Here is a 23620-nt window from a genome sequence, read left to right as displayed (position 1 = left end):
AGACACGGGACGACGAGGCAGAAGTCAGCGATGACTTGCCCCTATGCCGCGAGCGGCACCGTCCGTTCAGCCCCCGGCCGGAGCGAACGCGAAGGGCGCGCATAATCCGTTTCGGCCCGCGCCGCAACCCTTCGCGATGAAGTCGGCGCAACTCGGCCACCGGGACTTGCCGTCCTGGCTCCGAGCCGACAGGTAGGGGCGAGGGCGTTCCGGTCCACCGACCGGGCGCCTGCCAGAGAAGCGCATGCCATGACCGCTCCGCAGCTACGCCTCGGCGTCAACGTCGATCACGTGGCCACCGTCCGCAACGCCCGCGGCGGCACCTATCCCGATCCGGTCCGTGCGGCCCTCCTCGCCGTCGAGGCCGGGGCCGACGGAATCACCGCCCACCTCCGGGAGGACCGCCGGCACATCCGCGACGCCGACATGGCGGCGCTCGAGGCGGCCCTCACGGTGCCTCTCAATTTTGAGATGGCGGCGACCGACGAGATGGTGGCGATCGCCATCGCGACCCGGCCGCATGCGGCCTGCCTCGTGCCTGAGAAGCGCGAGGAGCGCACCACCGAGGGCGGCCTCGACATCATCGGGGGCCGCGCGCACCTCGCCCCGCGGATCCGTGCCCTGGCGGAAGCCGGAATCCGTGTCTCCCTTTTCGTGGAGCCGGAGCCGGCGGTGATGGAGGCGGCCAAGGCCCTCGGAGCGCCGGTCGTCGAACTCCATACCGGCAGCTACTGCGAGGCCGCCGTCGCCGGCGACCCAGCCGAGATCGAGCGTGAGCTCGCCCGCATCCGCCGGGCCGCCGACCACGGCGCGGGGCTCGGCCTCGAGATCCATGCCGGCCACGGGCTCACCACGGAGAGCGTGGGGCCGGTGGCTGCAATCCCGCAGATCCGGGAGCTCAATATCGGCCATGCCCTCATCGCCGATGCGATCTTCGTCGGCCTCCCCCAGGCTGTCCGTGACATGCGCGCGGCCATGGAGCGGGGGCGGGCGCGATGATCCTGGGGATCGGCTCCGACCTCTGCGATATCCGCCGGATCGAGAAGACGCTGTCCCGCCACGGGGAGCGGTTCACCCATCGGGTCTACACCGACGGCGAGCGCGCCCGCTGCGAGCGACGGGCGGCGCGGGCTGAAGGCTATGCTCGCCGCTTCGCCGCCAAGGAGGCCTGTGCCAAGGCGTTGGGTACCGGCCTGAGCGACGGGGTGTTCTGGCGGGACATGGAAGTGGTAAACCTTCCTTCCGGGCAGCCGACGCTCCGGCTCACGGGGGGCGCGGCGCGGCGGCTCGCGGCGCTTCTCCCCGCGGGGCATACGGCCCGGGTCCACGTCTCGCTGACGGACGACCCACCCCTGGCACAAGCCTTCGTAGTCATCGAGGCCATTAGGGATTAGGAAGGGTCTTCGCGCGTTGCGGGGGGCTGCGGCATGGTTTAGATCGCCGCACCCGGCGGACACGAAGGCGGCGCAATCCACGCGAAAGGGTTGCGCACGGGGCCGTACGGGTCATGCGCCGCATGGCGGCGTGCGGCCGAAACGGTCGATCATTAGGAACGTGCGCGTGAATCACGAGGGCAAATCGCTCGCCAAGCCGGCGGAAACCGGCGCCTGGGCGAGCATCCGCGAGACCCTGAAGGTCGGCATCCAGGCGCTCCTCATCGCCCTGGTGGTGCGGACGCTGCTGTTCCAGCCGTTCAACATCCCCTCGGGCTCGTTGGTGCCGACCCTTTTGATCGGCGATTACCTGTTCGTCTCGAAATACTCCTACGGCTACTCCAAGTTCTCGCTGCCCCTCTCGGAGTACATCCCGATCGAGGCCAATGGCCGGGTTTGGGCGGCCCAACCGAAGCGTGGCGATATCGCGGTCTTTAAGCTGCCGAAGGACAACTCAACCGATTACATCAAGCGCGTGATCGGCCTGCCCGGCGACAAGATCCAGATGATCGACGGCGTGCTGAATATCAACGGTCAGCCGGTGAAGCGCGAGCGCATCGCCGACTACGAGACCACCGATGCCTACGGGCAGCCGACGAAGGTGCCGCAATATCTGGAGACGCTGCCCAACGGCGTCGTGCACAACGTCATCGAGCGGGACGGGGATAACGGCTTCTGGGACCGGACGGAGCTTTATACCGTGCCGGCAGGCCACTTCTTCATGATGGGCGATAACCGCGACAACTCCACCGATTCGCGGGATCTCGCCAATGTCGGCTACGTGCCGTTCGCGAACTTCGTCGGGCGCGCCGAAATGATCTTCTTCTCCATCGACGAGGGTACGCCCGCGTGGCAGGTCTGGAACTGGCCCGCCCATGTGCGCTGGACCCGCCTGTTCTCGACGATCCATTGAGCACGGACGCCACATCGCCAGCGCGCATTTCCGCCCGGGCGAGGCGGGCGCACAAGCCGCGCCCGCCCCTTGCGGAGCTTGAGGACAGCATCGGGCATGTCTTTGCGAACAAGGACCTCCTGACCCGGGCTTTGACCCACACCAGCAAAGCCACCGGCCGTAACGGCAGCTATCAGCGCCTCGAGTTCCTCGGGGACCGGGTGCTGGGGTTGGCGGTGGCGGATGGCCTCTACGCCGCCCTTCCCGATGCGGACGAAGGCGACCTGTCCCGCCAATTGGCCGGTCTGGTCCGGCGGGAGACCTGCGCGGCCGTGGCCGGCACCTGGGGTGTCGGCTCGCACCTCATCCTCGGACAGGGCGAGGTGATCGGCGGAGGACGACGCAACCAGACCATCCTCGCCGACGTGTGCGAGGCGATTCTCGGGGCGGTCTACCTCGACGCCGGATTCGCCGCCGCCCAGGCCATCGTCGAGGCGCATTTCCGCCCGGCCGAACCTGGGACGGCACCCCGCGGACGCGACGCGAAATCGACGCTGCAGGAATGGGCCATGAGCCGCAGCCTGCCGATCCCGATCTACGCCGTCGTGGAACGCACCGGCCCCGATCACGCCCCCCATTTCCGCATGGCGGTGCAGGTGGAGGGTCTCGAACCGGGCTATGGTGAGGGCACCTCGAAGCGGGTGGCCGAGCAGGCCGCCGCCGGCGCGCTCATCGCCCGGGAAGGCATTACGGCGGCGGGGCAGGCCGCCGCGGAGACCCCATGACCGAACAGGACCTCCCCGAGGACGACGCCCCCGCGCTGGCCTCCCCCGCCCCGGCACCATCCCCGCTTCCGGGGACCCCGACCGATGCCCGCGCGGGCTTCGTCGCCCTGATCGGCGTGCCGAATGCGGGCAAGTCGACCCTCCTCAACAGCTTGGTCGGGACGAAGGTCTCGATCGTCTCGCGGAAGGTGCAGACCACGCGCGCCCTGGTCCGGGGCATCGTGATCGAAGGGGCGGCCCAGATCGTCCTCGTCGACACCCCCGGCATCTTTGCGCCCAAGCGCCGCCTGGACCGGGCCATGGTCCATTCCGCCTGGAGCGGGGCCGCCGATGCCGACGCCGTCTGTCTGCTGGTCGATGCCCGCAAGGGCGTGGACGAGGAGGTTCAGGCGATCCTCTCCCGGCTTGGCGAGGTGCGGCGCGAGAAGCTTCTGATTCTCAACAAGATTGATCTGATTCCCCGGGAGAAGCTGCTCGCCTTGGCCGCGCAACTGAATGAAGCCGCGCCCTTCGCGGAAACGTTCATGATCTCTGCGCTGAAGGGCGATGGAATCGGCGACCTGCGCCGGGCGCTGGCCGCCCGGATGCCCGCCGGCCACTGGCTCTACCCGGAGGATCAGGTCTCCGACGCCCCCCTGAGGATGCTCGCCGCCGAGATTACCCGCGAGAAGATCTACGACCGCCTGCACGAGGAACTGCCCTATCGCTCGACGGTCGAGACGGATCAGTGGTTGGTGAAGGCCGACGGCTCCGTTCGGATCGAGCAGACGATCTTCGTGGAGCGGGAGAGCCAGCGGGCCATCGTCCTCGGCCGCAACGGCCAGACCATCCGGTCCATCGGACAGGCCGCCCGCCTCGAGATCGCCGAAGCCGCGGAGGCGACGGTCCACCTGTTCCTGCATGTGAAGGTGCGCGAGAACTGGGCCGACGACCCAGCCCGCTACCGGGAGATGGGCCTGGAATTCCCGCGGGGGTGAGGCTTCGAGAACTTATCACCGTCATCGCCCCACCCACCTCCGTCATTGCGAGGCGATGCCGAAGCAATCCGGGGCGCGACCCATCCGGAAGGGTCGCGCCGCCCTAGATTGCTTCGCTCCGCTCGCAATGACGACAAGAGCCGTCGCGAGGGCCGATGCGCTGACGAAGGCGGCAAACAAACTGCCCTGGGGCGATAGCCGCCATGACCCGGCAAGGCTGGGCGGGGGGACGCCGCCGGTGTATCAGAAGCCATTCCCCGATTCTGAGTTTGGCGCACGCGCTGCCGGGCTGCGTGAGGGAATCGGCTTTCTTCAACGCTCGCTCGACTGCCACCAAATGATGCCCCACGCCGTCTACGGCCACCCGCCCGTTGACCTCGCCGAAGCCCCCCATGACGCGGTGCAATTTTCGCCCCTCGTCGTCGATTCGGCGCGGATCGAGGACATCGCCGACGCCACCCTGGACGGTGCGACCGTCTTTGCCCCCGCCGGCACCATCGAGCGGCGCTACATTTTGGCCCATGTGCTGCGGGCGCTGGCGCCGGGCGCCCGGTTGATCGCCCTCGCGCCGAAGGACCGGGGCGGGACCCGGCTCGGCAAGGAACTGGCCGGTTTCGGCTGCCCGGCCTCCGACCAGCCCCGTCGCCACCACCGGATCTGCACCGCCACGCGCCCCGCCGGGGTGACCGGCCTGGAAGCGGCCATCGATGAGGGCGGCCCGCGCCATATCGACAACCTCGCCCTGTGCACGCAGCCGGGTGTCTTCTCCTGGGACCGGCTCGATCCCGGTACCGCCCTGCTGATGAGCCGCCTACCGGCTCTCAAGGGGAAGGGGGCGGATCTCGGCTCCGGCCTCGGGCTGCTTGGGCGGGCGGTGCTCGCCTCGGCCGCGGTCACGGAGATCACCCTGATCGACCTCGACCGCCGGGCGATCGAGATGGCCCGGCGAAACGTGTCTGATCCGCGCGCACGGATCGTCTGGGGCGACCTCCGCGGGAAGGCGATACCGTCGGGGCTCGACTTCGCGGTGAGCAACCCGCCTTTCCACGACGGGGGCGCAGAGGATCAGGCGCTCGGCAAGAGCTTCATCCAGCGGGCCGCCGAGGCCCTTCGGCCGGGTGGCGCCCTGTGGCTCGTAGCCAACGCGCACCTGCCCTACGAGGCGACCCTGCGCGAACTGTTCCGCTCGGTGACGACGGTGGCGCAGGAGGGCGGCTACAAGGTGTTCGAGGCGCGCAAGTGAGCGCCAAGGCCGTCCGCCTCGACAAGCTCCTCGCCAATCTGGGTTACGGCTCCCGGCGGGAGATCCAGGCGCTGGCCCGCATGGGCGAGATCCGCCTCGACGGCGAGGGCCTCTCCGATGCCGGTGCCCGCATCACACTCGCGCCGGACCTGCCGGGCCGCCTGACCGTGGAGGGCGAGCCCATCGATCCCCTCCCGGGCCTCTGCCTCATGCTGCACAAGCCGGTGGGCGTCACCTGCTCACACAAGGAAGCCGGGCCGCTGGTCTACGGCCTCCTGCCGGAACGCTGGCGTCGCCGGGAGCCGCCGCTCTCGACGGTCGGACGCCTCGACAAGGACACGTCCGGCCTGCTCCTTCTCACCGACGACGGCAGCCTGCTGCACCGGATCATCTCGCCCAAGGCCAACGTCGCGAAGCGCTATCAGGTAACCCTGGCGCGGGCCCTCGACGGCAGCGAGGAAGCCGCGCTCGCCTCCGGCACGCTGATGCTCGACGGGGAGGACAGGCCCCTCCTGCCGGTGGCGATGGAGGCGCAGGATGCGACCCACTGCGCCGTCACCCTCACCGAGGGGCGCTATCATCAGGTCCGCCGGATGTTCGCGGCGCTCGGCAACCATGTGGAGGCGTTGCACCGGGACCGGGTCGGCGGCCTCGACCTCCCGGCCGACCTGCCGGCGGGGGATTTCCGCATCCTCGCGGAGCCAGATATTTCCGCGCTGTTCAGTGCAGGACTTTGACGAAGGCGAGCACAGCACCGAGAATCGCCAGCGTCTGGAAGCCGATGAGGCCCGCGACCCAGCGGATGATCTCCGAGCGGGTTTCGGCCAGTTCGGCGAGTAGATCGGACTTGGTAACGAGATCGCCTTGCAAGGCTTCCGACATGGCGTCGGCCAAGCCCTCGGCCTGCTCAGGCGGAAGCTTCGCCTTATCACGAAGGGCGCGAACAAAGCGGAGGGTGTCGAAGGCGACGGCGGTCATGATGCCTTGCTATGGGCTGCCGAACCCACGGGCTGCAAGACTGCTTGCGAGCGCCCGGGATTGCTCCACGCGAAGCCGTGTGAATCCTCCGCAGACTTGCCACCGCCCCGGGGTTCTGCTAACCGCCCGACCCATCCCACACGCGGAGCCGGCCCCATGATTCAATGGGGCGTCTTCCGGTGGCCGGCTTGATGCCGGTCGCAACCCTCCGCGGCGGATCCAACCGGAGAAAGTACATACGATGGCCGTCGACTTTTCCATGCGTCAGCTGCTCGAAGCAGGCGCTCACTTCGGACACCAGTCGCACCGCTGGAACCCGAAGATGCAGCCCTACATCTTCGGCACCCGCAACAACATCCACATCATCGACCTCGCCCAGACCGTTCCGGCGATGCATCAGGCGCTCCAGGCCGTGAGCGACACCGTGGCCCGGGGTGGCCGCGTGCTGTTCGTCGGCACCAAGCGCCAGGCCGCCGACACGATCGCCGAGGCTGCCCGCCGCTCGGCCCAGTACTACGTGAACTCCCGCTGGCTCGGCGGCACGCTGACCAACTGGAAGACGATTTCGGGCTCGATCTCGCGCCTCCGCAAGGTGTCCGAGACCCTGGAGACCGGCGGTCCGGGCCTCACCAAGAAGGAGCGCCTGATGCTGTCCCGTGAGAAGGACAAGCTGGAGAAGGCGCTCGGCGGCATCAAGGATATGGGCGGCGTCCCGGACCTGCTGTTCGTGATCGACACCAACAAGGAGCAGCTGGCGATCAAGGAGGCGAACCGCCTTGGCATCCCGGTTGCGGCCGTGGTGGACACCAACTGCAACCCCGACGGCATCACCTACGTCGTGCCGGCCAACGATGACGCGGGCCGCGCCATCGCCCTCTACTGCGACCTGATCGCCCGTGCCGCTATCGACGGCATCTCCCGCGCCCAGGGTTCGTCGGGCGTCGATCTCGGTGCCTCCGAGGAGCCGATGGCCGAAGAGCTGCCGGCCAACGACGATGCCGCGCCGGCTTCCGTCGACACCGATGCCCTCGATCCGGCGGATGTGGCGATGCTCGCCGAGTCGACGGAGCATTTCGAGCTTCTCGCCGCCCCCCGCGGCGCTCCCGACGACCTGACCAAGCTCAACGGCGCCGGTCCGCAGATCGTCCAGAAGCTGAACGATGCCGGCATCTACCACTACTGGCAGATCGCCGCGATGACGCCGGACGAGGTGGCCAAGGTCGATGCTGACCTGAAGCTCAACGGCCGCATCGACCGCGACTCCTGGGTTTCGCAGGCCCGTGGCTTCGTCGAGGCCGCCGCCGCGGCCTGATCCGGACGGATCGTGGACCGGCCGTCATCGGGCGGTCGCACTCCCCAGCATACCGGGCCCGGCCGCTCGCCCTGAGCGCCGGGCCTCTCTCATCGAACCGCCCTCAACTGCACGAAAGGATCCGGCCATGGCCAACATCACCGCCGCGATGGTGAAGGAGCTGCGCGAGAAGACCGGCGCCGGCATGATGGATTGCAAGGGCGCCCTCGCCGAGACGCAGGGCGACATCGAGGCGGCCGTCGATTGGCTGCGCAAGAAGGGTCTCGCCAAGGCCGCGAAGAAGGCCGGCCGCGTCGCCGCCGAGGGCCTCGTGGCCGTCGAGTCCGCCGGCCATCACGCCGCGGTGGTGGAGGTCAACTCGGAGACCGACTTCGTCGCCCGCAACGATGCCTTCCAGGCCTTCGCCCGCGAGGCCGCCAAGATCGCCCTGAACACCGACGGCACCCTCGAAGGGCTGCAGAACGCGTCGTTCCCGGGCTCGTCCGAGACCGTCCAGACCCACTTGCAGAACCTGATCGCCACGATCGGCGAGAACATGAACCTGCGCCGGGTCTCCAAGCTCGACGTGACCAAGGGCGTGATCGCCTCCTACGTGCACAACCAGATCTCCGAGGGCCTCGGCAAGATCGGTGTGCTCGTGGCCCTCGAGTCCGAGGGTGACGTGGACGCGCTCTCGACGCTCGGCCGCCAGATCGCCATGCACGTGGCGGCGACGAACCCCGTCGCCCTCGATGCCTCGGGCGTCGATACCGCCACGGTGGAGCGCGAGTCGAACATCCTGCGTGAGAAGAATGCCGGCAAGCCGGATCATGTCATGCAGAAGATCATCGAGAGCGGCCTGAAGTCTTACTACAAGGAGGTCACCCTCCTCGAGCAGCCCTTCGTCCACGATGGATCGAAGACCGTCTCCCAGGTGCTGAAGGAAGCTGCCGGCAAGGTCGGCGGCCCGGTGACCCTGAAGGGCTTCGTCCGCTACGCCCTCGGCGAGGGTATCGAGAAGGAAGAGGGCCCGGACTTCGCGACCGAGGTCGCCCAGCAGGCCGGTCGCGCCTGATCCTTCCGCCTCAGCGGATTGCCTGATCAACCCGCCGGGGCAACCCGGCGGGTTTTTTTATGATCATGACTTCGCCACCTCTTCATTGCGAGCAAAGCAATCCAGGGGTGGCGGGCCGTATCCCACCGGAGCGCCGCCCTGGGTTGCTTCGCTCCCCTCGCAAAGACGATTGCGGGGACGAAAGAGGCCGCAAGGCCCGGCCCCACGATGTGTGCAGTGCAATAATCCCGGCTGGCTTGTGCCGCGACGCACGGCGTGGCCGGGGCCGATGCGCTACCTTCCGAGAATGACGAAAACCTTCAGCTACCTCATGATCGGCGTGTTCGCCTCGGGTCTCCTCATGACGGCCGCGGGCGTCGTCGATCTCTTCGCCACTCACTGACTTAACCAGCCAGAACCACCGGGCCAGCTTGGCCCGGTGGTGACTCCGTCACTCCGATCCAGTTCTGTCCGTTCCACAAACGCACCTCCACCGTAGCACACCCATTTGCGATGGTGATCCGGTTGTAGGCGTTGGGTTCGCTCCCCCTCAGACGGGTCGAGGTCGCCGAGCCGGCCTGGACCGCGAGCAGCCGCCCAGCGCACCCCCGGATTGCTCCCTCATCCACCGTCGCCGGGCCGCCGCCATCCTCGGCAAAGCGCGCGTAGTGCCGGTGCAGGTGCCCCGCGAGCGTCAGCCCCACGCCCTGCCGCCGGAACGCTGCCAATGCGAGGTCGGCCCGGCCCACAAGGCGGGCCTCCTCGTCCCAGGGGGGTGGAAGGAACGGGTGGTGTCCCACGACGATCCTGAACAGCCCCGTCGGCATCGCCGCAAGCCGTGCCTCGGCCCGGGCGATCTGCCCCTGTGAGATCCGCCCGTGGGACCAGTTCCGTTCAGGCGCCCAGGTCCGAACGGTGTTAAGGCAGAGGACGCCGATCTCCGCGTCCTGAAAGACCGGCTCCGTGTCCAGGGCGATGAAGCGCCGGTAGCGGGCGAAGGGCACCGCGAACCGCTCCACGAGGTGGTAGGGCGAGATGTCGTGGTTACCGGGGACGGCGATCCATGGGGAGCGCAGGCGCGCCAGGAAGTCCCTCGCAGCCTCGTATTCAGGCCGCCGGGCCGCCATCGTGAAATCCCCCGAGGCGACGATCAGGTCGGGGGCGTCGTAGTTCAGTTCGGCGATCAGCCCTTCGACCACGGCGGGGTCGGTCCGGCCGAAATGGAGGTCGGAGATATGACTGACGCGCCTCACGGCCGCTCCTCGGGCACGATGACGGCGAGGGCACGCGGGCGGATACGGTAGTGCAGCGGCGAGGCCAGCAGGCGGACCTCGCCGTCGTTCATGACCCGCAGGGCCCGGCGTTGGGAGGCGATGGTCAAATCCCCGATCTCTGCCCGCTCCACCTCCGGCAACTGCCGCCAGTCGCCGATCGCGAAGCCAAGGGCGAGGCGCAGGCCGCGCCGGAGCGACAGCTTCCGGATCACGTAGAGCGTCAGCCGGCCGCCATCCAGCGGTGCCCGCAGCAGGCCCTCGCCGGGGCGGGTGACGTAATCCCCCACCACCACCGCCAGCAGGCGGAACCGGAGCTGGCGCCGTTGCCCATCCACGGTGCCGGTGACGGTCAGGCGCGGGTAGCGGCCGAGATGCCGGACCATCCCGAAGGCCCAGCGGAGCAGGGCGCGGGGGCTGAAACCGTGCCGCTGCGCCTCCCGGTGCCGGGCGACTCGCGCGGCCATGCCGAGGACAGAGTTGATCAGGAACACCGATCCGTTGACCTCGCCGACATCGATCCGCGTCTGGCGGTTCGCCACGAGGCAGGCCACCGCGCCGTCGAGGTCGAGGGGGATGCCGAGATCCTTCGCCAGCAGATTCATGGTGCCCAGCGGCAGCAGGGCGAGGGCGATATCCCGACCGACCAGCGTGGCGGCCGCGCAGCCGATGGTGCCGTCGCCCCCCGCCACCACCACGGCATCGATTCCCGGAAGGTCCGCCGCGGCGGCGAGGCGGGCCGGCAGCGCTGCATCCGGCGTGGGCTCAGGGACGACCGAGATCCCGGTCGCCTCGATCCGGGCGCGGATCGCCCCGGGGGTCAGCTCGGCCGAAGCGGAACCTGAGGCGGTGTTGACGACGAGGGCGACGCGCATGGTCCCCTCCCTCGCACGCTTGCACGTCGGTCGCGTGTCGCCCTTCTGCGCCGAAGCGCCTGTGCATGGCGCGAACGACCCTCGACGCCAAGGCGGCGTCTGACGTAGAAGCTGCCGCCCGGCGTTCCGGGCTGGCACGAGGACTCGAGATGCCCGGATCGACGCCCTTCCGACGTGTGCTCGTGAAACTCTCGGGGGAGGCTCTCGCCGCGCCGGATGGCTACTGGCTCCATCCGCCGACGCTGGCCGGCCTCGCCGAGGATATCGCGGCGACGATCGAGCAGGGCATGGAGATCGCCATCGTCGTCGGTGGGGGCAACATGATCCGCGGTGCCCGCATCTCGGCCGCCGGCTGGATCGACCGGGCCACGGGCGATTCGCTCGGTATGATGGCCACGGTGATGAACTCGCTGGCCATCGAGACGGCGCTCAATGCCGCAGGCGTCCAGGCGCGGACCATGTCCGCCGTGTCGATGCCGACGATCTGCGAGACCTATGCCCGCCAGCCGGCCCTGCACCACCTCGACAAGGGGCAGGTGGTCGTCCTCGCCGGCGGCACCGGCAACCCGTACTTCACCACAGACACCGCCGCCGTCCTGCGGGCCGCCGAGCTGCGCTGCGATGCCGTGCTGAAGGCCACGCAGGTGGACGGTGTGTATTCGGCCGATCCAAAGAAGGACCCCACCGCCACCCGCTACGACCGCATCACCCACGATGAGGCCATCGCCCGCGACCTCAAGGTGATGGACACCGCCGCCTTCGCCCTGGCCCGGGAGAGCAGGTTGTCCATCGTGGTGGGTTCGATGCATGCCCCGAGTTCGATCGCGGCGATCCTCGCCGGGACGGTTCCCTGCACCCATGTGGTGCCCTGACGGCCTAAGCGCGCGACGCCGCAATCAGGCGTTTGCGAGCGGGACAGAATTCGTCCATTGAGGCCGCGACCCGCGCGCCCCGCGCTGCGCCCCTTTTCATCAACGCCCGTCGGGACCTGACGCCATGGCCACTCCGGATTTCGACCTCAACGACATCAAGCGCCGCATGCAGGGCGCCGTCTCCTCCCTCTCGAAGGATCTGGGATCCCTGCGGACCGGCCGTGCCACGCCGGGCTTGGTCGAGCCGATCCATATCGATGCCTACGGCTCCATGATGCCGATGTCCCAGGTGGCCACCGTCAGCGTGCCCGAGCCGCGCCTGCTTTCCATCTCGGTCTGGGACCGCAGCATGGTCAGCGCCGTCGAGAAGGCGATCCGTGAATCCGATCTCGGACTAAACCCGCAGACCGAGGGTCAGACGATCCGCCTGCGCATCCCCGAGATGAATGAGCAGCGCCGCAAGGAGATGGTGAAGGTCGCCCACAAATACGCGGAGGAAGCCCGCGTCGCCGTGCGCCATGTCCGCCGCGACGGGCTCGATCACCTGAAGAAGCTCCTGAAGGACAGCCTCATCTCCGAGGACGACGAGAAGCGTCAGGCCGGCGACGTGCAGAAGGTGACGGACTCCCATATCGCCGAGATCGACGGCGTGCTGGCGTCGAAGGAAAAGGAAATCATGCAGGTCTGAGGCCGGCGTGTCCGCCGCTCCGGCCGAGGCGGCCTCGGCCGCGGCTGCCACTCCCCCGCGGCGGTCGCGGCGGGAATTGTGGCTCCGCGTCGCCTCCGGTGTCGTCATGGCAGCCGGCGTGGTGGCGGCCCTGGTCTATGGCGGCTGGGCCTTCGCGGCCCTGTGGCTGGCCGCCGGCATCGTCGGCTTCGGCGAGTGGATCGTCATGAGCCGGGTCGAGCCCCGGGAGGTGTTGATCGCGCTTGGCGCGGCGACTCTGGCCGCCCTGGTGCTGGCCCTCCGGCAGGGCGCTCCGGCCCTGGCCTGCTTCGCGGTGCTGGCCCTCGGCGCGGCCGCCTGCGCCACCGTCGCACGGACCGGCGCCGGCCGCTGGCGGGCCCTCGTCGGCTTGCTCTGCGCAGGCATCATCGCCTGGGTCCCCACCACCCTGCGGGAGGACGCGACCCTGGCCTTCCTCGGGCCGGTCTGGATGTTCGCCGTGGTGTGGGCGACGGACATCACTGCCTATTTCGCCGGCCGCCGGATCGGCGGGCCGAAGCTGATGCGGCGTGTGTCACCCAACAAGACGTGGTCCGGTGCCCTCGGCGGCCTGATCGGGGCCGTGGCCGCCGGAACCCTTGTGGCGGTGGGCGCCGACCTGATGGGGCTGAGCCTGCCCCGGGGTGCCTCCCTGCCGGCCGTGGCGGGTGCGAGCGCCCTGGCCTCCGTCCTCAGCCAGGGGGGGGATCTGTTCGAATCGTGGCTGAAGCGCCGTCACGGCGTGAAGGATTCGAGCCACATCATCCCCGGCCACGGTGGGGTGATGGACCGGCTCGATGGGTTTTTCGCCGTGGCCGTGTTGGCCGGGCTCTATCTCATCCTGCGCGGGCAGGGTCTGATCGGCTGACAATGCAGGAGTTCCGCCCGTGACGCAGACCGTCACCGTCCTCGGGGCCACCGGCTCCATCGGCCGTTCCACAGCCGACCTCCTCCTCCAGCACCGCGACCGCTTCCGCACAGGCGCGGTGGTCGGTGGGCGGGACGCGGTCGCCCTGGCCAAGGTCGCCCGGGAGCTGAACGCCAGCTTCGCGGCGCTGGCCGATCCGGCCGGCGGCCCGGCGCTGGCCGAGGCGCTCGCCGGATCGGGCATTCCGAACGGAGCGGGGGAGGGGGCCGTGATGGAGGCCGTCGCCCGCGAGGCCGACATTGTCGTCGCGGCCGTCAGCGGGGCCGCCGGCCTCAAGCCGACCCATGCCGCCCTCCGCCTTGGGCGGACGGTGGCGCTCGCCAACAAGGAGAGCTTGGTCTGCGCGGGCGACGCCTTCATGCGCGACGCCAAGCGCTACGGCGCGACCATCTGGCCGATGGATTCCGAGCACGACGCCCTGGCCCAGGCCCTTCACGGCCGCCCGTTGGACGACGTGCGCACCCTGATGATCACCGCCTCGGGCGGTCCGTTCCGCACCTGGACCAAGGAGCGAATCGCCGCCGCCTCTCCCACCGAGGCCGCCGCCCACCCGACCTGGTCGATGGGCATGAAGATCAACATCGATTCCGCCTCCCTGATGAACAAGGGGCTGGAACTGATCGAAGCGCACCATCTGTTCGGCATCGAGCCGGCGCGGCTTGACGTGGTGGTGCATCCGCAATCGGTGATCCACGGGCTGGTCTACTGGATCGACGGCGCGGTGACGGCGGAACTCGCACTCCCCGACATGCGCGTGCCGATTAGCCATTGCCTCGGCCTCGGCGAACGCCTCACGATCGAGCGGGGGCGACCCCTCGACCTCGTGAAGCTCGGGTCGATCACCTTCGAAGCCGCCGACGAGGATCGTTTCCCCTGCCTGCGCATCGCCCGGGCCGCCATGGCCGAGGGCGGGGGGGCGCCGACGGTGATGAACGCCGCCAACGAGGTGGCCGTCGCGGCCTTCATCGCCGGGCGCATCGGCTTCTACGGCATCGCTGAACTGGTCGAACGGGCCTGCGATCACTTCGCGCCGATCTACCCTTCGGCCCCGGCCGACGTGGAAGAGGCGCTCGCCATCGACGCCCATGTCCGCGCCTGGAGCACCGAGGCCTTGCCGGAGATGCGCGCGGCCGAGTGACGCCGCATCTTATTCCCACCCTCGCCCTCATCCTGAGGTGCCGTCGCATCGCGACGGCCTCGAAGGAGGGTTCCAGGCATCACACAGATCTCTGGATCCCTCCTTCGAGGCCCGCCGAGGCGGGCACCTCAGGATGAGGCGGAGTGTTGGGCAGGCCTGACCTCATCGTCACCTGCCTCAGGTCGGCGGGGTGCCGTTGGCCGCGAGCACCTGCCCGGCGAGGTAGAGCGATCCGCAGATGAGGACCCGGGGCGGGCGCTCGAACGCGATGTCAGCCACCGCCGCCAGGGCCGCTTCGACGCTCGGGGAGACTCGGGCCGACAGCCCGGCGCGCTCTGCGATCTCGGCGACCTCCTCCGGTGGGCGGGCGGCGACTTGGCCGGAGATTGGCACGGCGATCAGCGCCCGGGCGAGGCCGACGAAGTGGCGGAGGAAGCCATCCGCATCCTTGGTGCCGAGCAGGCCGACGATCAGAACCAGGGGTGCGTCGCTGCGCTCGCCGAGGTCGCCCATCGCCGCGGCGAGGATGCGGCCGCCATCCATGTTGTGGCCGCCGTCGAGCCACAGCTCCGCACCGTTGGCGACGAGGGCCGCGAGCCGCCCCTTGCCAAGGCGCTGGAGGCGGCCCGGCCATTCGACCCCCGTCAGGCCGCGCTCGAGGGCGGCCGTGCCGATGTCGCCGAAGCCCGCGGCGCGCAGGGCGGCGATGGCCGTGCTGGCGTTCACAAGCTGATGCCGCCCGGCGAGGCGCGGCTTCGGCAGGTCGAACAGGTCGGTCTCGTCCTGGTAGACGAGCCGGCCGCGTTCCTCGTGCACCGAGAAGTCCTGGTTGCCGATAATAATCGGATCGGCGCCGACACGCTCGGCCTGCCGGCAGAGCACCGTGTCGGCCTCGGCGTAGTCCTGTGCCGCGATCACCGCAGGACAGCCGCGCTTGAAGATGCCAGCCTTCTCCGTCGCCACCGACTCGACGGTGTCGCCGAGATATTCCGCGTGATCCCGGCCGATCGGCGTGACCACCGCGCAGGCCGGCTGGTCGATGACGTTCGTGGCGTCCACCCGGCCGCCGAGGCCCACCTCGAGCAGCAGCACGTCGGCCGGATACTCCGAGAACAGCAGCAGAGCCGCCGCCGTGGTGATCTCGAACACGGTGATCGGCTCGCCGGCATTGGCCGCCTCACAGCGGCGGAACGCGTCGGCCAACGTCTCCTCGTCGACAAAACGTCCGCCACCGATGGCGCCGAGCCGGATCCTCTCATGGAACCGGACCAGATGGGGCGAGGTGTAGACGTGGGCCGCCAGACCCCCGGCTTCCAAAATCGCGCGCATGAAGGCGATGGTCGATCCCTTGCCGTTGGTACCGGCCACGTGGATGACCGGGGGCAACCGCCGCTCGGGATGGTTCAGCCGCGCGAGCAGACGCTTGATCCGCCCGAGGGACAGATCGATCGTGCGGGGATGCAGCGCCAGGAAGCGCGCCAGGAGGGCGTCGGAGGAGTCCATCGGCCCTCAGGCCATTTCAGGGATGGGTTCGGCGGCCGGTTCGGCCAACGCGCTGGCGGGCAGTTTCAAGAGGAGGCCGCAAAGGCGCGCGATCGTCTCCTTGAGCTGGTGACGGTGAACTACCTGATCGACCATTCCGTGATCCCGCAGGTACTCGGCCCGCTGGAAGCCATCGGGCAGTTTCTCGCGGATGGTCTGCTCGATCACCCGCGGGCCGGCGAAGCAGATCAGGGCCCCCGGCTCGGCGAGGTGGACGTCGCCGAGCATGGCGTAGGAGGCGGTGACGCCCCCCGTGGTCGGGTTGGTGAGCACCACGATGTAGGGCAGCCGGGCATCCCGGAGCCGCCGCACCGCCACGGTGGTGCGCGGCATCTGCATGAGGGAGAGGATGCCCTCTTGCATCCGCGCGCCGCCGGATGCCGAGAACAGGATGTAGGGGGTCCGCTTCTCCAGGGCCTTTTCCGCGCCCCGGACGAAGGCCTCGCCCGCCGCCATGCCGAGGGAACCGGCCATGAAGCCGAATTCCTGCACGGCGACGGTCATCGGGATGCCGCCCAACCGGCCGAAGCCGATCTTGAAGGCGTCCTGCAGGCCGGTCTTACCCCGGGCATCCTTCAGACGGTCGATGTAGCGCTTCTCGTCCCGGAACTTGAGCGGGTCGGTGGCGACCTCGGGGAGCGCCACGTCGATCCACGTCCCGCCGTCGAACATCATCTTCAGGCGCGCCGCGGCGCTCATCTTGAGGTGATGCTCGGAGCCCGGGATGACCCAATGGTTCGCCTCGACTTCCTTGTGGAAGACCATCTGGCCGGTATCGGGGCATTTGACCCAGAGGTTCTCCGGGGTTTCGCGCTTGAACAGCGTCTTGATCCGGGGCCGCACGACCTCCGAGATCCAGTTCATCGGTTCGACCATGCTGAAACGCCCGTGTCGTTCGATGCGGCGCCGGAGCGCCGATGGAGGATTGAAGCGGCTTACGCGGTCCGGCCGGCGGACCGCACGCCCTCGGCCAGTTCCTTCACGAGGTTCGTGACGGCCGCGACGGTGTTGTCCCCCGCGCGGCCCTCGCCGTCGAGGGAGCGGTGAAGGGCGTCGACCAGCGCCGAACCCACGACGACGCCGTCCGCGCCCTTGGCGATGGCGGCGGCATGGGCGCCGGTCTTCACGCCGAACCCGACCACCACGGGCAGATCGGTATGCTTGCGGATCCGTCCGACCGCCTCGGCGACGCGCCCGAAATCGGGGGTCGCGGTGCCGGTGATGCCGGTGATCGACACATAGTAGACGAAGCCCGCCGTGTTCGCGAGCACCGCCGGCAGGCGCCGTTCGTCGGTGGTCGGTGTCGCCAGCCGGATGAAGGCAATGCCCTGCTCAAGTGCCGGCAGGCAGAGTTCCGAATCCTCCTCCGGCGGGCAATCGACCACGATCAGCCCGTCGATCCCGGCCTCGACGGCATCCGCCAGGAAGCGATCGACGCCATAGGTGTGGACCGGGTTGTAGTACCCCATCAGCACGATCGGCGTCGTGGTGTCCTCGGCGCGGAAGCGGCGCACCAGGGCAAGCGTGCCTGCCACATCCTGCCCAGCCTTCAGGGCACGCAGCCCCGCGGCCTGGATCGCCGGGCCGTCCGCCATGGGATCGGTGAAGGGCATGCCGAATTCGAGGATGTCCGCCCCGGCGGCGGGGAGCGCCCGCAGCACCTCCAGGGAGGTCTCCGGATCCGGATCCCCCGCCATGACGTAGGTCACCAGCACCGCACGGTTTTCGGCGCGGGCCTTGGCGAAGGTGGTGTCGATGCGGCTCGGCGAGGGTAACGGCATGGGGTGAGGCGTTCGGCTGTCCGGAAACGGATCGCGCTACACCATCGCCGCCCTGACGTGAAGCAGGGGCGTCCCTCTGTCCGGTTGTCGGCGGGGACGGCGACTCCATCTTCCGCGCTTCGAGCGATCCCAGGAGTGAATCATGGCCAAGGCCGACAAGCACCACATGGGCCCGGGCAGCCAGGGTAAGGGCTCCGGCAGCGGCGGCATGACGGACCTGCCCGAAGGCGTGCTCGGAGAGAACGACGTGCTGTCGAACCGCGACAAGTCCCAGCACGATCAGACCCGCGGCCTCGACGGTAAGGGGGTCCAGACGGACCAGTACCAGGACCACAGCGCCAACCGCCGGTCGCCGGAGGACGGCGAGTAAGGCGAGCACTCATGCGGGCAGGGGGAGCGGGACACATCGCTTCCCTGCCCGTAATACACCGCGCCGCGCAGCCATCCGGGACGGCACGACACCTGACCGAAGAGACGTCCCCGTCCCTCAGGTCTCCGCCAGCGGCAACCCCCGGCTCGGAGGCGAGGGCTGGAGTTCCGGCGTGACATCGTAGAGCTTACGGTGGGCCAGCACCGCGTAGGTGTCGGTCATCCCGGCGATGTAGTCGGCGATGCGCCGGGCGATCCGGGCCTCCGGCGCGCCGGACAGGCCGGCGCTCCACTCCTCCGGCATCCGCGTCGGGTCAGCCTGGAAGGCGGTGAAGAGGTCAGAGACGATGGCGGCGGCCTTTTCGCGTACGGCGACCACGCCCGCGTCACGGTACATCCGCTTCCACAGGAACCGCATCACCTCCGCGTCCGCCGCCTCGATCGCGGGGGAGAAGGCCACGACCGGCGCTCCGGCGGCATGGATGTCGGCGACGCTGTCGGGGTTCAAGGCCGCGATCCGCCTTCCGCTCTCGCGGATCACATCCTCGACGAATCGCGTGATCAGCCTCCGGGCCAGTTCGTGGACCACCCTCGCCGGTTCGAGGCCGGGATGCAGGTCCTCGATCTCATCGAGGAGGCCGGCGAGGAAGGGGACGGCGGCAAGATCCGACAGCTCGAAGAGCCCCGCGCGCAGACCGTCGTCCAGATCGTGGGCGGCGTAGGCGATGTCGTCGGCCAGGGCCGCGGCCTGCGCTTCAGGCCCGGCATGGAGCGCGAGGTCGAGGGGGTTCACCGCGTCGTATTCCAGGATCGCCGCCGGAATACCGTGCTCGGCGTAGCGCGGGGTCGGCTTTCCCGACACGTCGAGGAGGGGCCCGTTGTGCTTCACGAGCCCTTCCAAGGTTTCCCAGGTCAGGTTCAGACCGTCGAAGCCGGCATAGCGGCGCTCCAGCCGGGTCACGATCCGGAGCGTCTGCGCGTTGTGGTCGAACCCGCCATAGGGCGCCATGCAGGCATCCAAGGCATCCTCGCCGGTATGCCCGAAACAGGTGTGGCCGAGGTCGTGCGACAGGGCGAGGGCTTCCGCCAGATCCTCGTCGAGGCCCAAAGCCCGCGCTAGGGCACGGGCGATCTGCGACACTTCCAGGGAGTGGGTCAGCCGGGTGCGGTAATGGTCACCCTCGTGGTGCACGAAGACCTGCGTCTTGTGCTTCAGCCGCCGGAAGGCGGTGGAATGGATGATCCGGTCCCGGTCCCGCTGAAAGTCGCTGCGGGTCGGCGAGACCGGTTCCGCGATGAGGCGGCCCCGCGTCAGGGCGGGATCCGTCGCGTAGGGCGCCCGCCAGCGCTCACCGTGGCCGCGTTTCGTATCCTGCACGACTGTTCCCCCGCCGCCCGCATTGCAGCGCGGACCCGAGCCCCATATCTTGGTGGTCCGAGGGCGCGGGGCAATCACCGTCCCGCCCCGCCGCGGATTTGCCTGTGGCTGAACCCATGTCCGAGATTATCCTGACGCCCCGCGCCGCCAAGCGCATCACCGAGATCATGGGCGACGAGCCCCCCGGATCGCTGCTGCGCATCAGCGTCAACGGCGGCGGCTGCTCGGGCTTCTCCTACTCGTTCGACATTGCGCGGGACCGGGAGGACCAAGACCTCGTCATCGAGCGGGACGGCGCCACCGTCGTCGTCGATCCCGTCTCGGTGCAATACATGGCCGGCTCGACCATCGACTTCGTGAACGACCTGATCGGCCAGTCTTTCAAGATCGAGAATCCCCTGGCCACCGCGTCCTGCGGCTGCGGGACGTCTTTCTCCCTCTGACGCCCCTATCCGGCGCCGTTGCGCCGGAGTGACAGGGTCGGTCCGCCACGCTCGCGCCACCATCGCGGGATTGTGTCGCGTTCGGAAACGCGGCACCCCTCGATGTGCGCCCGCGCCTCGTGATTTGGACCTGTCCATGAAGCTCCCGGCGGCTCGCCGTTTCCGGTCGGCCATCGTCGCCTGCGCCGCGGCGCTGGCCCTCGCGATCACCGTTCCGCACCCAGCCTCCGCTCAGGAAGGCGCCGCCGCCGTCCAGGATGTGACCCTGACCGACGTGCAGCTTCCCCTCGGCGCCACCCTGGTGAAGGTGCCGAAGCTGACGGCGAGCGGCACGCGGCTGTCCAAGGACGATCTCGCCGCGATCTTCAGGGCTGATTCGCCGGAGCCCTGGCAAACACGTCTCGCCCGGCTGGACGCGGCGAGCCTGACGGCCCCGGTGTTTCTCGCCGAGCAGGCAGGCCCGGGCAATCTGCGCCAGAGCACGACCTACCGGGACATCGTCGCCCGTGACGTCCGGGCGGGGAAGATCGGGGAACTCACCATCGCCGGCGCCACGATCAGCTCCAAGGGCGATAAACCGGCCCAGAACGGGGCCGGCACCTACGGGGCCATCCGCGCCAGCGGCCTGGACCTGACGGCGCTCGCCCGGCTCGCCATCGAACCCGGCGACGGCAAGGGGCCGCTTCAGACGGTCTACGGAGCCCTCCGGGTCGCCGACATGGCGTTTTCCAGCGAGCAGGGCATCACGTTCAAGTTTGCCCGGTTCGAAGTGACGGACCTCGGGGGCCGGCAGGTGGCGAACGGCTGGAGCAAAGCCGTCGATACCATGGCCGCCGGCTACGATGCCGCCGCAGATAAGCGCCGGGCCCTCCTGACGACCGCCGACTTGATCGAGGCGCAATCGATCGGCCGCATGGAGATCGGGGGGGTGAGCGTCAGCGACACCTCCCTCGACACGCCCATGCTGATGGAGATCGACCGGTTGAGCTTCGCGGCGACGGGGCCGGATGCCGGGGTCGTCGTCGAGGGATTGGGGGTTGCGAGCGGCGCGACGCGCACTCGCCTCGGCAAGCTCAACCTCGCGGGGGCCTCCCTCGGCCCGTTCGTCACCGAATTGCGCCGGATCGCCGAGACGCCCGACGTGCCCCCCGGGCCGGAGGAGAGCCGCCGCCTTGCGGTCGCCCTTGGGACCCTCACCCTCTCCGACCTAACGGTCGATCTTCCCCCCGAGCCGCCGGTTCAGAAGCGCGGTGCCGTCGACACCCCGCGGCAGAAGCAGGCGCAGAATTCCGGGACACCCGCCCGCGCCCGCGTGGCGGAAGCCCGCCCGCCGGACGCGAAGGCGGGCGATCCCCTCGTGGCGATCCCCGTGAAGTCCAACCGAATCGCGCTGCGACAGGGCGTATTCGGCATGGGCCCAGCCGCCGACGGGGCTCCGGCCTCGACCCGGCTCGCCCTCACCGGCCTTGAGGTGCCGGCATCCCTCGCTTCCGGCCTGCCGCTGGTGGGGGTCCTTCCGGCCTATGGCTATGGCGACCTGACCTTCGACCTGACGGCCGATGCCGTTTGGGACGACGCCGCCCGGACCGTCGCCCTGCGCGACGTGACTGTCTCCGGCAAGGATATCGGCACCGTGAAGCTCGCGGCTTTGTTCGGCGGGATCGGGCCCGAGCTCTTCTCCGGCAGCGTGCCGGCGCAGACGATGCTGATGTTCGCCGGGAATGCCCGCAGCCTCGACCTGACTATCGAAAACAGTGGCTTGTTCGAACGCTTTCTGGCGGCGCAGGCGAAGGAGCTGAGCCTCAAGCCCGATGAGCTGCGTAAGGAATACGTCACGGCGAGCGTGCTCGGCGTGCCGGTGATCCTCGGCAACGGCCCGGCAGCGAAGAATATCGGCGCGGCGATGGGCCAGTTCGTGATGAACCCCGGCAAGCTGACGCTCCGCGCCAAGGCGAAGGAGCCCGCAGGCATCGGCTTCGTGGAACTCGGCACCGCGCGTTCCCCCGGCGCAGTCCTCGACCAGCTCGACGTCGAGGCGAAGGCGAACTGAGCCGATTGCTCTGTCGGTAGCGGGTGCGGGCGCCCCGCCTCACACCGTCTTCGCGAGCGCAGCGAAGCGACCCAGGGCAGCGGGTCGCTTCAGAACGAGGCGCATCCCTGGGTTGCTTCGCTGCGCTCGCAATGACGAGCGAGTGCGACACCGACTAATCCGCGATCACCTCGGGGTGCTTGCCAGCCAGGGCGGTGCGGGTGGCGTCGGCCCAGGCGCGGTCGCGGTCGCGTCGCGGACGGTCCAGGGTGATGTCGGCCACCAGCGTCGCCGGCCGCTTGGATACGAGCAACAACCGGTCGGCAATCTGGATCGCCTCGGCGACGTTGTGCGTCACCATCAGCACGCTCATCCCCGCCGCGTCGACGGTGTCGACCACCAGGGCGCGCAGCTCCGCAGCGGCGTTGTCGTCGAGGGAGACGAAGGGCTCGTCGAGGACCAGGACGCGCGGCCCCCCGGCCAGGGCCCGGGCGAGGGCCACGCGCCGCTGCATCCCGAGCGACAGGGCGCCGGGAAAGCGTCCCCGCCACGGCGTCAGGCCCAGACGTTCGAACAGGGCGTCGAGGTCCCGGCGGCGCTCGCCCCTGGTGAGCCCGAGGCGGACGTTGTGCTCCACGCTGCGCCACGGCAGCAGGCGCGGCTCCTGGAACACGATGCTGGCCTGCTCGGCCCCCCACACCTCACCGGTGAACTCCATGTCGAGCCCCAGCAGGATGCGCAGGGTCGTGGTCTTGCCGGCCCCGGACGGGCCGATCAGGCACGCGATCTCGCCTTCGCGGATCGAGAACCGCAGGTCGCGTACCGCCTCCACGGGCTCCGCGCCCTTCGGCCGATAGGTCTTGCCCGCAACGGCGACCCGCAGGACCGTGGCCGGGTCAGCGCCAGCGTCGGACATGGGCTTCGAGCCGCTGGAGTAGAAGCACGTCGATCCCGATCATCACCGCCATGAAGACGAGGCTGTAACCGATGATCGCCGCCACATCGGTGCTCTGGATGAAGTAGAAGTTGATCGCGAAGCCGACGCCGTCCGGCCGGCCCAGAAGTTCGACGACGAGGACGATCTTCCAGGCCAGCGACAGGCCGGAGCGGGCCGCCGTCACCACGTAGGGCTGAAGCTGGGGCACGAGCACGTCCCTGGCCCAGGTCCAGCGGTCCAGACGATAGGCGCGGGCCATCTCCTCGAGCCCTGGGTCGAGGTTGCGCGCCCCCTCGCGGACGATGACCGCGACGTTCGGGAGCTTATTCAGGACGACGGCGAGGATCGCCGCCGATTCCGTCAGTCCGACCCAGACGTAGGCCAGCACGGTGATGACCAGCGCCGGGGTGTTGAGCAGCACGAGGAGCGGCGTATCGAGGGCGAGGTCCGCCTTGCGCGAGCGGCCAAGGGCGACGCCGAGGGCGATGCCCAGGACCATCGCGATGACGAAGGCGATCGTCACCCGCAGCAGCGTGATCCCCACATTGTGCTGGAGATCGCCCCGCCGGGCTTCCGCGATGATGAAGTCGAGCACGGCGAGGGGGGCCGGAAGGAGGCGCGAATGGGCCTCCCACGCGGTGGCCTGCCACGCGGCGAGAAGGACAGCGACGGAAACGAGACGGGTCAGCACGCCGGCA

The 23620-nt window shown here is 69.2% G+C and carries 25 protein-coding genes; 16 read left to right on the top strand and 9 right to left on the bottom strand.

Going from position 1 to position 23620, the window contains the following annotated elements; genetic code table 11:
• Window positions 1-249: 249 nt before the first annotated feature.
• The 7 genes from MFF22_RS06350 (at window position 250) to MFF22_RS06320 (ending at window position 6067) form a co-directional block, all read left to right on the top strand.
• A complete protein-coding gene (locus MFF22_RS06350) occupies window positions 250-999 on the top strand; it encodes a pyridoxine 5'-phosphate synthase (protein WP_238248136.1) in 750 nt (249 codons plus the stop codon).
• Window positions 996-1394 (top strand): holo-ACP synthase, encoded by a 399-nt coding sequence (gene acpS / locus MFF22_RS06345; RefSeq protein ID WP_238248135.1) that lies wholly within the window; start codon window positions 996-998, stop codon window positions 1392-1394. Before MFF22_RS06350 ends, acpS begins: the two co-directional genes overlap by 4 nt.
• 166 nt (window positions 1395-1560) lie before the next feature.
• Window positions 1561-2346 (top strand): signal peptidase I, encoded by a 786-nt coding sequence (gene lepB, locus MFF22_RS06340; protein WP_238248134.1) that lies wholly within the window; start codon window positions 1561-1563, stop codon window positions 2344-2346.
• Entirely contained in the window at window positions 2343-3110 is a 768-nt protein-coding gene (rnc, locus tag MFF22_RS06335) for a ribonuclease III (RefSeq protein ID WP_238248133.1), read from the top strand. Before lepB ends, rnc begins: the two co-directional genes overlap by 4 nt.
• Window positions 3107-4087: a GTPase Era gene (gene era, locus MFF22_RS06330; RefSeq protein ID WP_238248132.1), complete on the top strand. Its 981-nt coding sequence runs from the start codon at window positions 3107-3109 to the stop codon at window positions 4085-4087. Before rnc ends, era begins: the two co-directional genes overlap by 4 nt.
• Window positions 4088-4427: 340 nt before the next feature.
• On the top strand, window positions 4428-5330 hold the full coding sequence (locus MFF22_RS06325; RefSeq protein WP_238248200.1) for a class I SAM-dependent methyltransferase: 903 nt from the start codon (window positions 4428-4430) through the stop codon (window positions 5328-5330).
• The gene (locus MFF22_RS06320; protein WP_238248131.1) at window positions 5327-6067 is read left to right on the top strand and encodes a pseudouridine synthase; all 741 of its coding nucleotides are present in this window, start codon (window positions 5327-5329) and stop codon (window positions 6065-6067) included. Before MFF22_RS06325 ends, MFF22_RS06320 begins: the two co-directional genes overlap by 4 nt.
• On the opposite strand, the gene MFF22_RS06315 is transcribed toward MFF22_RS06320, so the two are convergent.
• Entirely contained in the window at window positions 6051-6308 is a 258-nt protein-coding gene (locus tag MFF22_RS06315) for a CCDC90 family protein (RefSeq protein WP_238248130.1), read from the bottom strand. The genes MFF22_RS06320 and MFF22_RS06315 overlap by 17 nt on opposite strands.
• Window positions 6309-6549: 241 nt before the next feature.
• On the opposite strand from MFF22_RS06315, the gene MFF22_RS06310 reads away from it, so the two are divergent.
• Together MFF22_RS06310 and tsf are read left to right on the top strand one after the other, a co-directional pair.
• Window positions 6550-7620 carry a 30S ribosomal protein S2 gene (locus MFF22_RS06310; protein WP_238248129.1) on the top strand — a complete coding sequence of 357 codons (1071 nt, stop codon included), beginning with the start codon at window positions 6550-6552 and terminating at the stop codon, window positions 7618-7620.
• 127 nt (window positions 7621-7747) lie between these two features.
• Window positions 7748-8674 carry a translation elongation factor Ts gene (gene tsf, locus MFF22_RS06305; protein ID WP_238248128.1) on the top strand — a complete coding sequence of 309 codons (927 nt, stop codon included), beginning with the start codon at window positions 7748-7750 and terminating at the stop codon, window positions 8672-8674.
• A gap of 383 nt (window positions 8675-9057) precedes the next feature.
• Here tsf and MFF22_RS06300 read toward each other — a convergent pair whose 3' ends face one another.
• Both MFF22_RS06300 and MFF22_RS06295 read right to left on the bottom strand, forming a co-directional pair.
• Window positions 9058-9906: a metallophosphoesterase family protein gene (locus MFF22_RS06300; RefSeq protein ID WP_238248127.1), complete on the bottom strand. Its 849-nt coding sequence runs from the start codon at window positions 9904-9906 to the stop codon at window positions 9058-9060.
• Complete coding sequence (locus MFF22_RS06295) at window positions 9903-10799, bottom strand: diacylglycerol/lipid kinase family protein (RefSeq protein WP_238248126.1); 897 nt, start codon at window positions 10797-10799, stop codon at window positions 9903-9905. Before MFF22_RS06295 ends, MFF22_RS06300 begins: the two co-directional genes overlap by 4 nt.
• A gap of 149 nt (window positions 10800-10948) precedes the next feature.
• Between MFF22_RS06295 and pyrH the strand changes: the two genes are divergently transcribed.
• From pyrH to dxr, 4 genes are all read left to right on the top strand, one after another.
• On the top strand, window positions 10949-11671 hold the full coding sequence (gene pyrH / locus MFF22_RS06290) for a UMP kinase (RefSeq protein WP_238248125.1): 723 nt from the start codon (window positions 10949-10951) through the stop codon (window positions 11669-11671).
• Between the two features lie 124 nt (window positions 11672-11795).
• On the top strand, window positions 11796-12359 hold the full coding sequence (gene frr / locus MFF22_RS06285; protein WP_238248124.1) for a ribosome recycling factor: 564 nt from the start codon (window positions 11796-11798) through the stop codon (window positions 12357-12359).
• A gap of 7 nt (window positions 12360-12366) precedes the next feature.
• Window positions 12367-13245 (top strand): phosphatidate cytidylyltransferase, encoded by an 879-nt coding sequence (locus MFF22_RS06280; RefSeq protein WP_238248123.1) that lies wholly within the window; start codon window positions 12367-12369, stop codon window positions 13243-13245.
• Window positions 13246-13264: 19 nt separating this feature from the next.
• The gene (gene dxr, locus MFF22_RS06275; protein WP_238248122.1) at window positions 13265-14443 is read left to right on the top strand and encodes a 1-deoxy-D-xylulose-5-phosphate reductoisomerase; all 1179 of its coding nucleotides are present in this window, start codon (window positions 13265-13267) and stop codon (window positions 14441-14443) included.
• Between the two features lie 177 nt (window positions 14444-14620).
• Here the strand turns inward: dxr and MFF22_RS06270 are convergent, their stop codons facing one another.
• Genes MFF22_RS06270 through trpA form a run of 3 tightly spaced genes read right to left on the bottom strand, consistent with a single transcriptional unit; the run spans window position 14621 to window position 17766 of the window.
• A complete protein-coding gene (locus tag MFF22_RS06270) occupies window positions 14621-15946 on the bottom strand; it encodes a bifunctional folylpolyglutamate synthase/dihydrofolate synthase (RefSeq protein ID WP_238248121.1) in 1326 nt (441 codons plus the stop codon).
• 6 nt (window positions 15947-15952) lie between these two features.
• Window positions 15953-16861 (bottom strand): acetyl-CoA carboxylase, carboxyltransferase subunit beta, encoded by a 909-nt coding sequence (accD, locus tag MFF22_RS06265; protein ID WP_238248120.1) that lies wholly within the window; start codon window positions 16859-16861, stop codon window positions 15953-15955.
• A 59-nt stretch (window positions 16862-16920) separates the two neighbouring features.
• The gene (gene trpA / locus MFF22_RS06260) at window positions 16921-17766 is read right to left on the bottom strand and encodes a tryptophan synthase subunit alpha (protein ID WP_238248119.1); all 846 of its coding nucleotides are present in this window, start codon (window positions 17764-17766) and stop codon (window positions 16921-16923) included.
• 142 nt (window positions 17767-17908) lie between these two features.
• Between trpA and MFF22_RS06255 the strand changes: the two genes are divergently transcribed.
• Window positions 17909-18136: a hypothetical protein gene (locus MFF22_RS06255; RefSeq protein ID WP_238248118.1), complete on the top strand. Its 228-nt coding sequence runs from the start codon at window positions 17909-17911 to the stop codon at window positions 18134-18136.
• Between the two features lie 117 nt (window positions 18137-18253).
• On the opposite strand, the gene MFF22_RS06250 is transcribed toward MFF22_RS06255, so the two are convergent.
• On the bottom strand, window positions 18254-19513 hold the full coding sequence (locus MFF22_RS06250) for a deoxyguanosinetriphosphate triphosphohydrolase (RefSeq protein ID WP_238248117.1): 1260 nt from the start codon (window positions 19511-19513) through the stop codon (window positions 18254-18256).
• Window positions 19514-19629: 116 nt separating this feature from the next.
• Here MFF22_RS06250 and MFF22_RS06245 point away from each other — a divergent pair, with 116 nt between their 5' ends.
• Both MFF22_RS06245 and MFF22_RS06240 read left to right on the top strand, forming a co-directional pair.
• Window positions 19630-19956: a HesB/IscA family protein gene (locus MFF22_RS06245; RefSeq protein ID WP_238248116.1), complete on the top strand. Its 327-nt coding sequence runs from the start codon at window positions 19630-19632 to the stop codon at window positions 19954-19956.
• A 136-nt stretch (window positions 19957-20092) separates the two neighbouring features.
• A complete protein-coding gene (locus MFF22_RS06240; RefSeq protein ID WP_238248115.1) occupies window positions 20093-22006 on the top strand; it encodes an aq_1923 C-terminal domain in 1914 nt (637 codons plus the stop codon).
• 154 nt (window positions 22007-22160) lie between these two features.
• Here MFF22_RS06240 and MFF22_RS06235 read toward each other — a convergent pair whose 3' ends face one another.
• Window positions 22161-22901: an ABC transporter ATP-binding protein gene (locus MFF22_RS06235; protein ID WP_238248114.1), complete on the bottom strand. Its 741-nt coding sequence runs from the start codon at window positions 22899-22901 to the stop codon at window positions 22161-22163.
• On the bottom strand, window positions 22882-23613 hold the full coding sequence (locus MFF22_RS06230; RefSeq protein ID WP_238248113.1) for an ABC transporter permease: 732 nt from the start codon (window positions 23611-23613) through the stop codon (window positions 22882-22884). Before MFF22_RS06230 ends, MFF22_RS06235 begins: the two co-directional genes overlap by 20 nt.
• Between the last annotated feature and the right edge of the window lie 7 nt (window positions 23614-23620).

The organism is Methylobacterium persicinum (genome assembly GCF_022179525.1).
GTDB classification, from domain to species: Bacteria; Pseudomonadota; Alphaproteobacteria; order Rhizobiales; family Beijerinckiaceae; genus Methylobacterium; species Methylobacterium persicinum.
The sequence above is the reverse complement of the archived record's forward strand: the minus strand, read 5'-3'. Positions and strand labels throughout refer to the sequence as shown.

Coding starts and splice junctions, on each gene's coding strand:
- acpS (WP_238248135.1), top strand. CDS start 996: ATGATCCTGGGGATCGGCTCCGACCTCTGCGATATCCGCCGGATCGAG.
- MFF22_RS06295 (WP_238248126.1), bottom strand. CDS start 10,799: ATGCGCGTCGCCCTCGTCGTCAACACCGCCTCAGGTTCCGCTTCGGCC.
- MFF22_RS06325 (WP_238248200.1), top strand. CDS start 4,428: ATGCCCCACGCCGTCTACGGCCACCCGCCCGTTGACCTCGCCGAAGCC.
- pyrH (WP_238248125.1), top strand. CDS start 10,949: ATGCCCGGATCGACGCCCTTCCGACGTGTGCTCGTGAAACTCTCGGGG.
- MFF22_RS06240 (WP_238248115.1), top strand. CDS start 20,093: ATGAAGCTCCCGGCGGCTCGCCGTTTCCGGTCGGCCATCGTCGCCTGC.
- MFF22_RS06245 (WP_238248116.1), top strand. CDS start 19,630: ATGTCCGAGATTATCCTGACGCCCCGCGCCGCCAAGCGCATCACCGAG.
- accD (WP_238248120.1), bottom strand. CDS start 16,861: ATGGTCGAACCGATGAACTGGATCTCGGAGGTCGTGCGGCCCCGGATC.
- MFF22_RS06315 (WP_238248130.1), bottom strand. CDS start 6,308: ATGACCGCCGTCGCCTTCGACACCCTCCGCTTTGTTCGCGCCCTTCGT.
- MFF22_RS06310 (WP_238248129.1), top strand. CDS start 6,550: ATGGCCGTCGACTTTTCCATGCGTCAGCTGCTCGAAGCAGGCGCTCAC.
- era (WP_238248132.1), top strand. CDS start 3,107: ATGACCGAACAGGACCTCCCCGAGGACGACGCCCCCGCGCTGGCCTCC.
- MFF22_RS06270 (WP_238248121.1), bottom strand. CDS start 15,946: ATGGACTCCTCCGACGCCCTCCTGGCGCGCTTCCTGGCGCTGCATCCC.
- MFF22_RS06255 (WP_238248118.1), top strand. CDS start 17,909: ATGGCCAAGGCCGACAAGCACCACATGGGCCCGGGCAGCCAGGGTAAG.
- MFF22_RS06235 (WP_238248114.1), bottom strand. CDS start 22,901: ATGTCCGACGCTGGCGCTGACCCGGCCACGGTCCTGCGGGTCGCCGTT.
- frr (WP_238248124.1), top strand. CDS start 11,796: ATGGCCACTCCGGATTTCGACCTCAACGACATCAAGCGCCGCATGCAG.
- trpA (WP_238248119.1), bottom strand. CDS start 17,766: ATGCCGTTACCCTCGCCGAGCCGCATCGACACCACCTTCGCCAAGGCC.
- MFF22_RS06350 (WP_238248136.1), top strand. CDS start 250: ATGACCGCTCCGCAGCTACGCCTCGGCGTCAACGTCGATCACGTGGCC.
- tsf (WP_238248128.1), top strand. CDS start 7,748: ATGGCCAACATCACCGCCGCGATGGTGAAGGAGCTGCGCGAGAAGACC.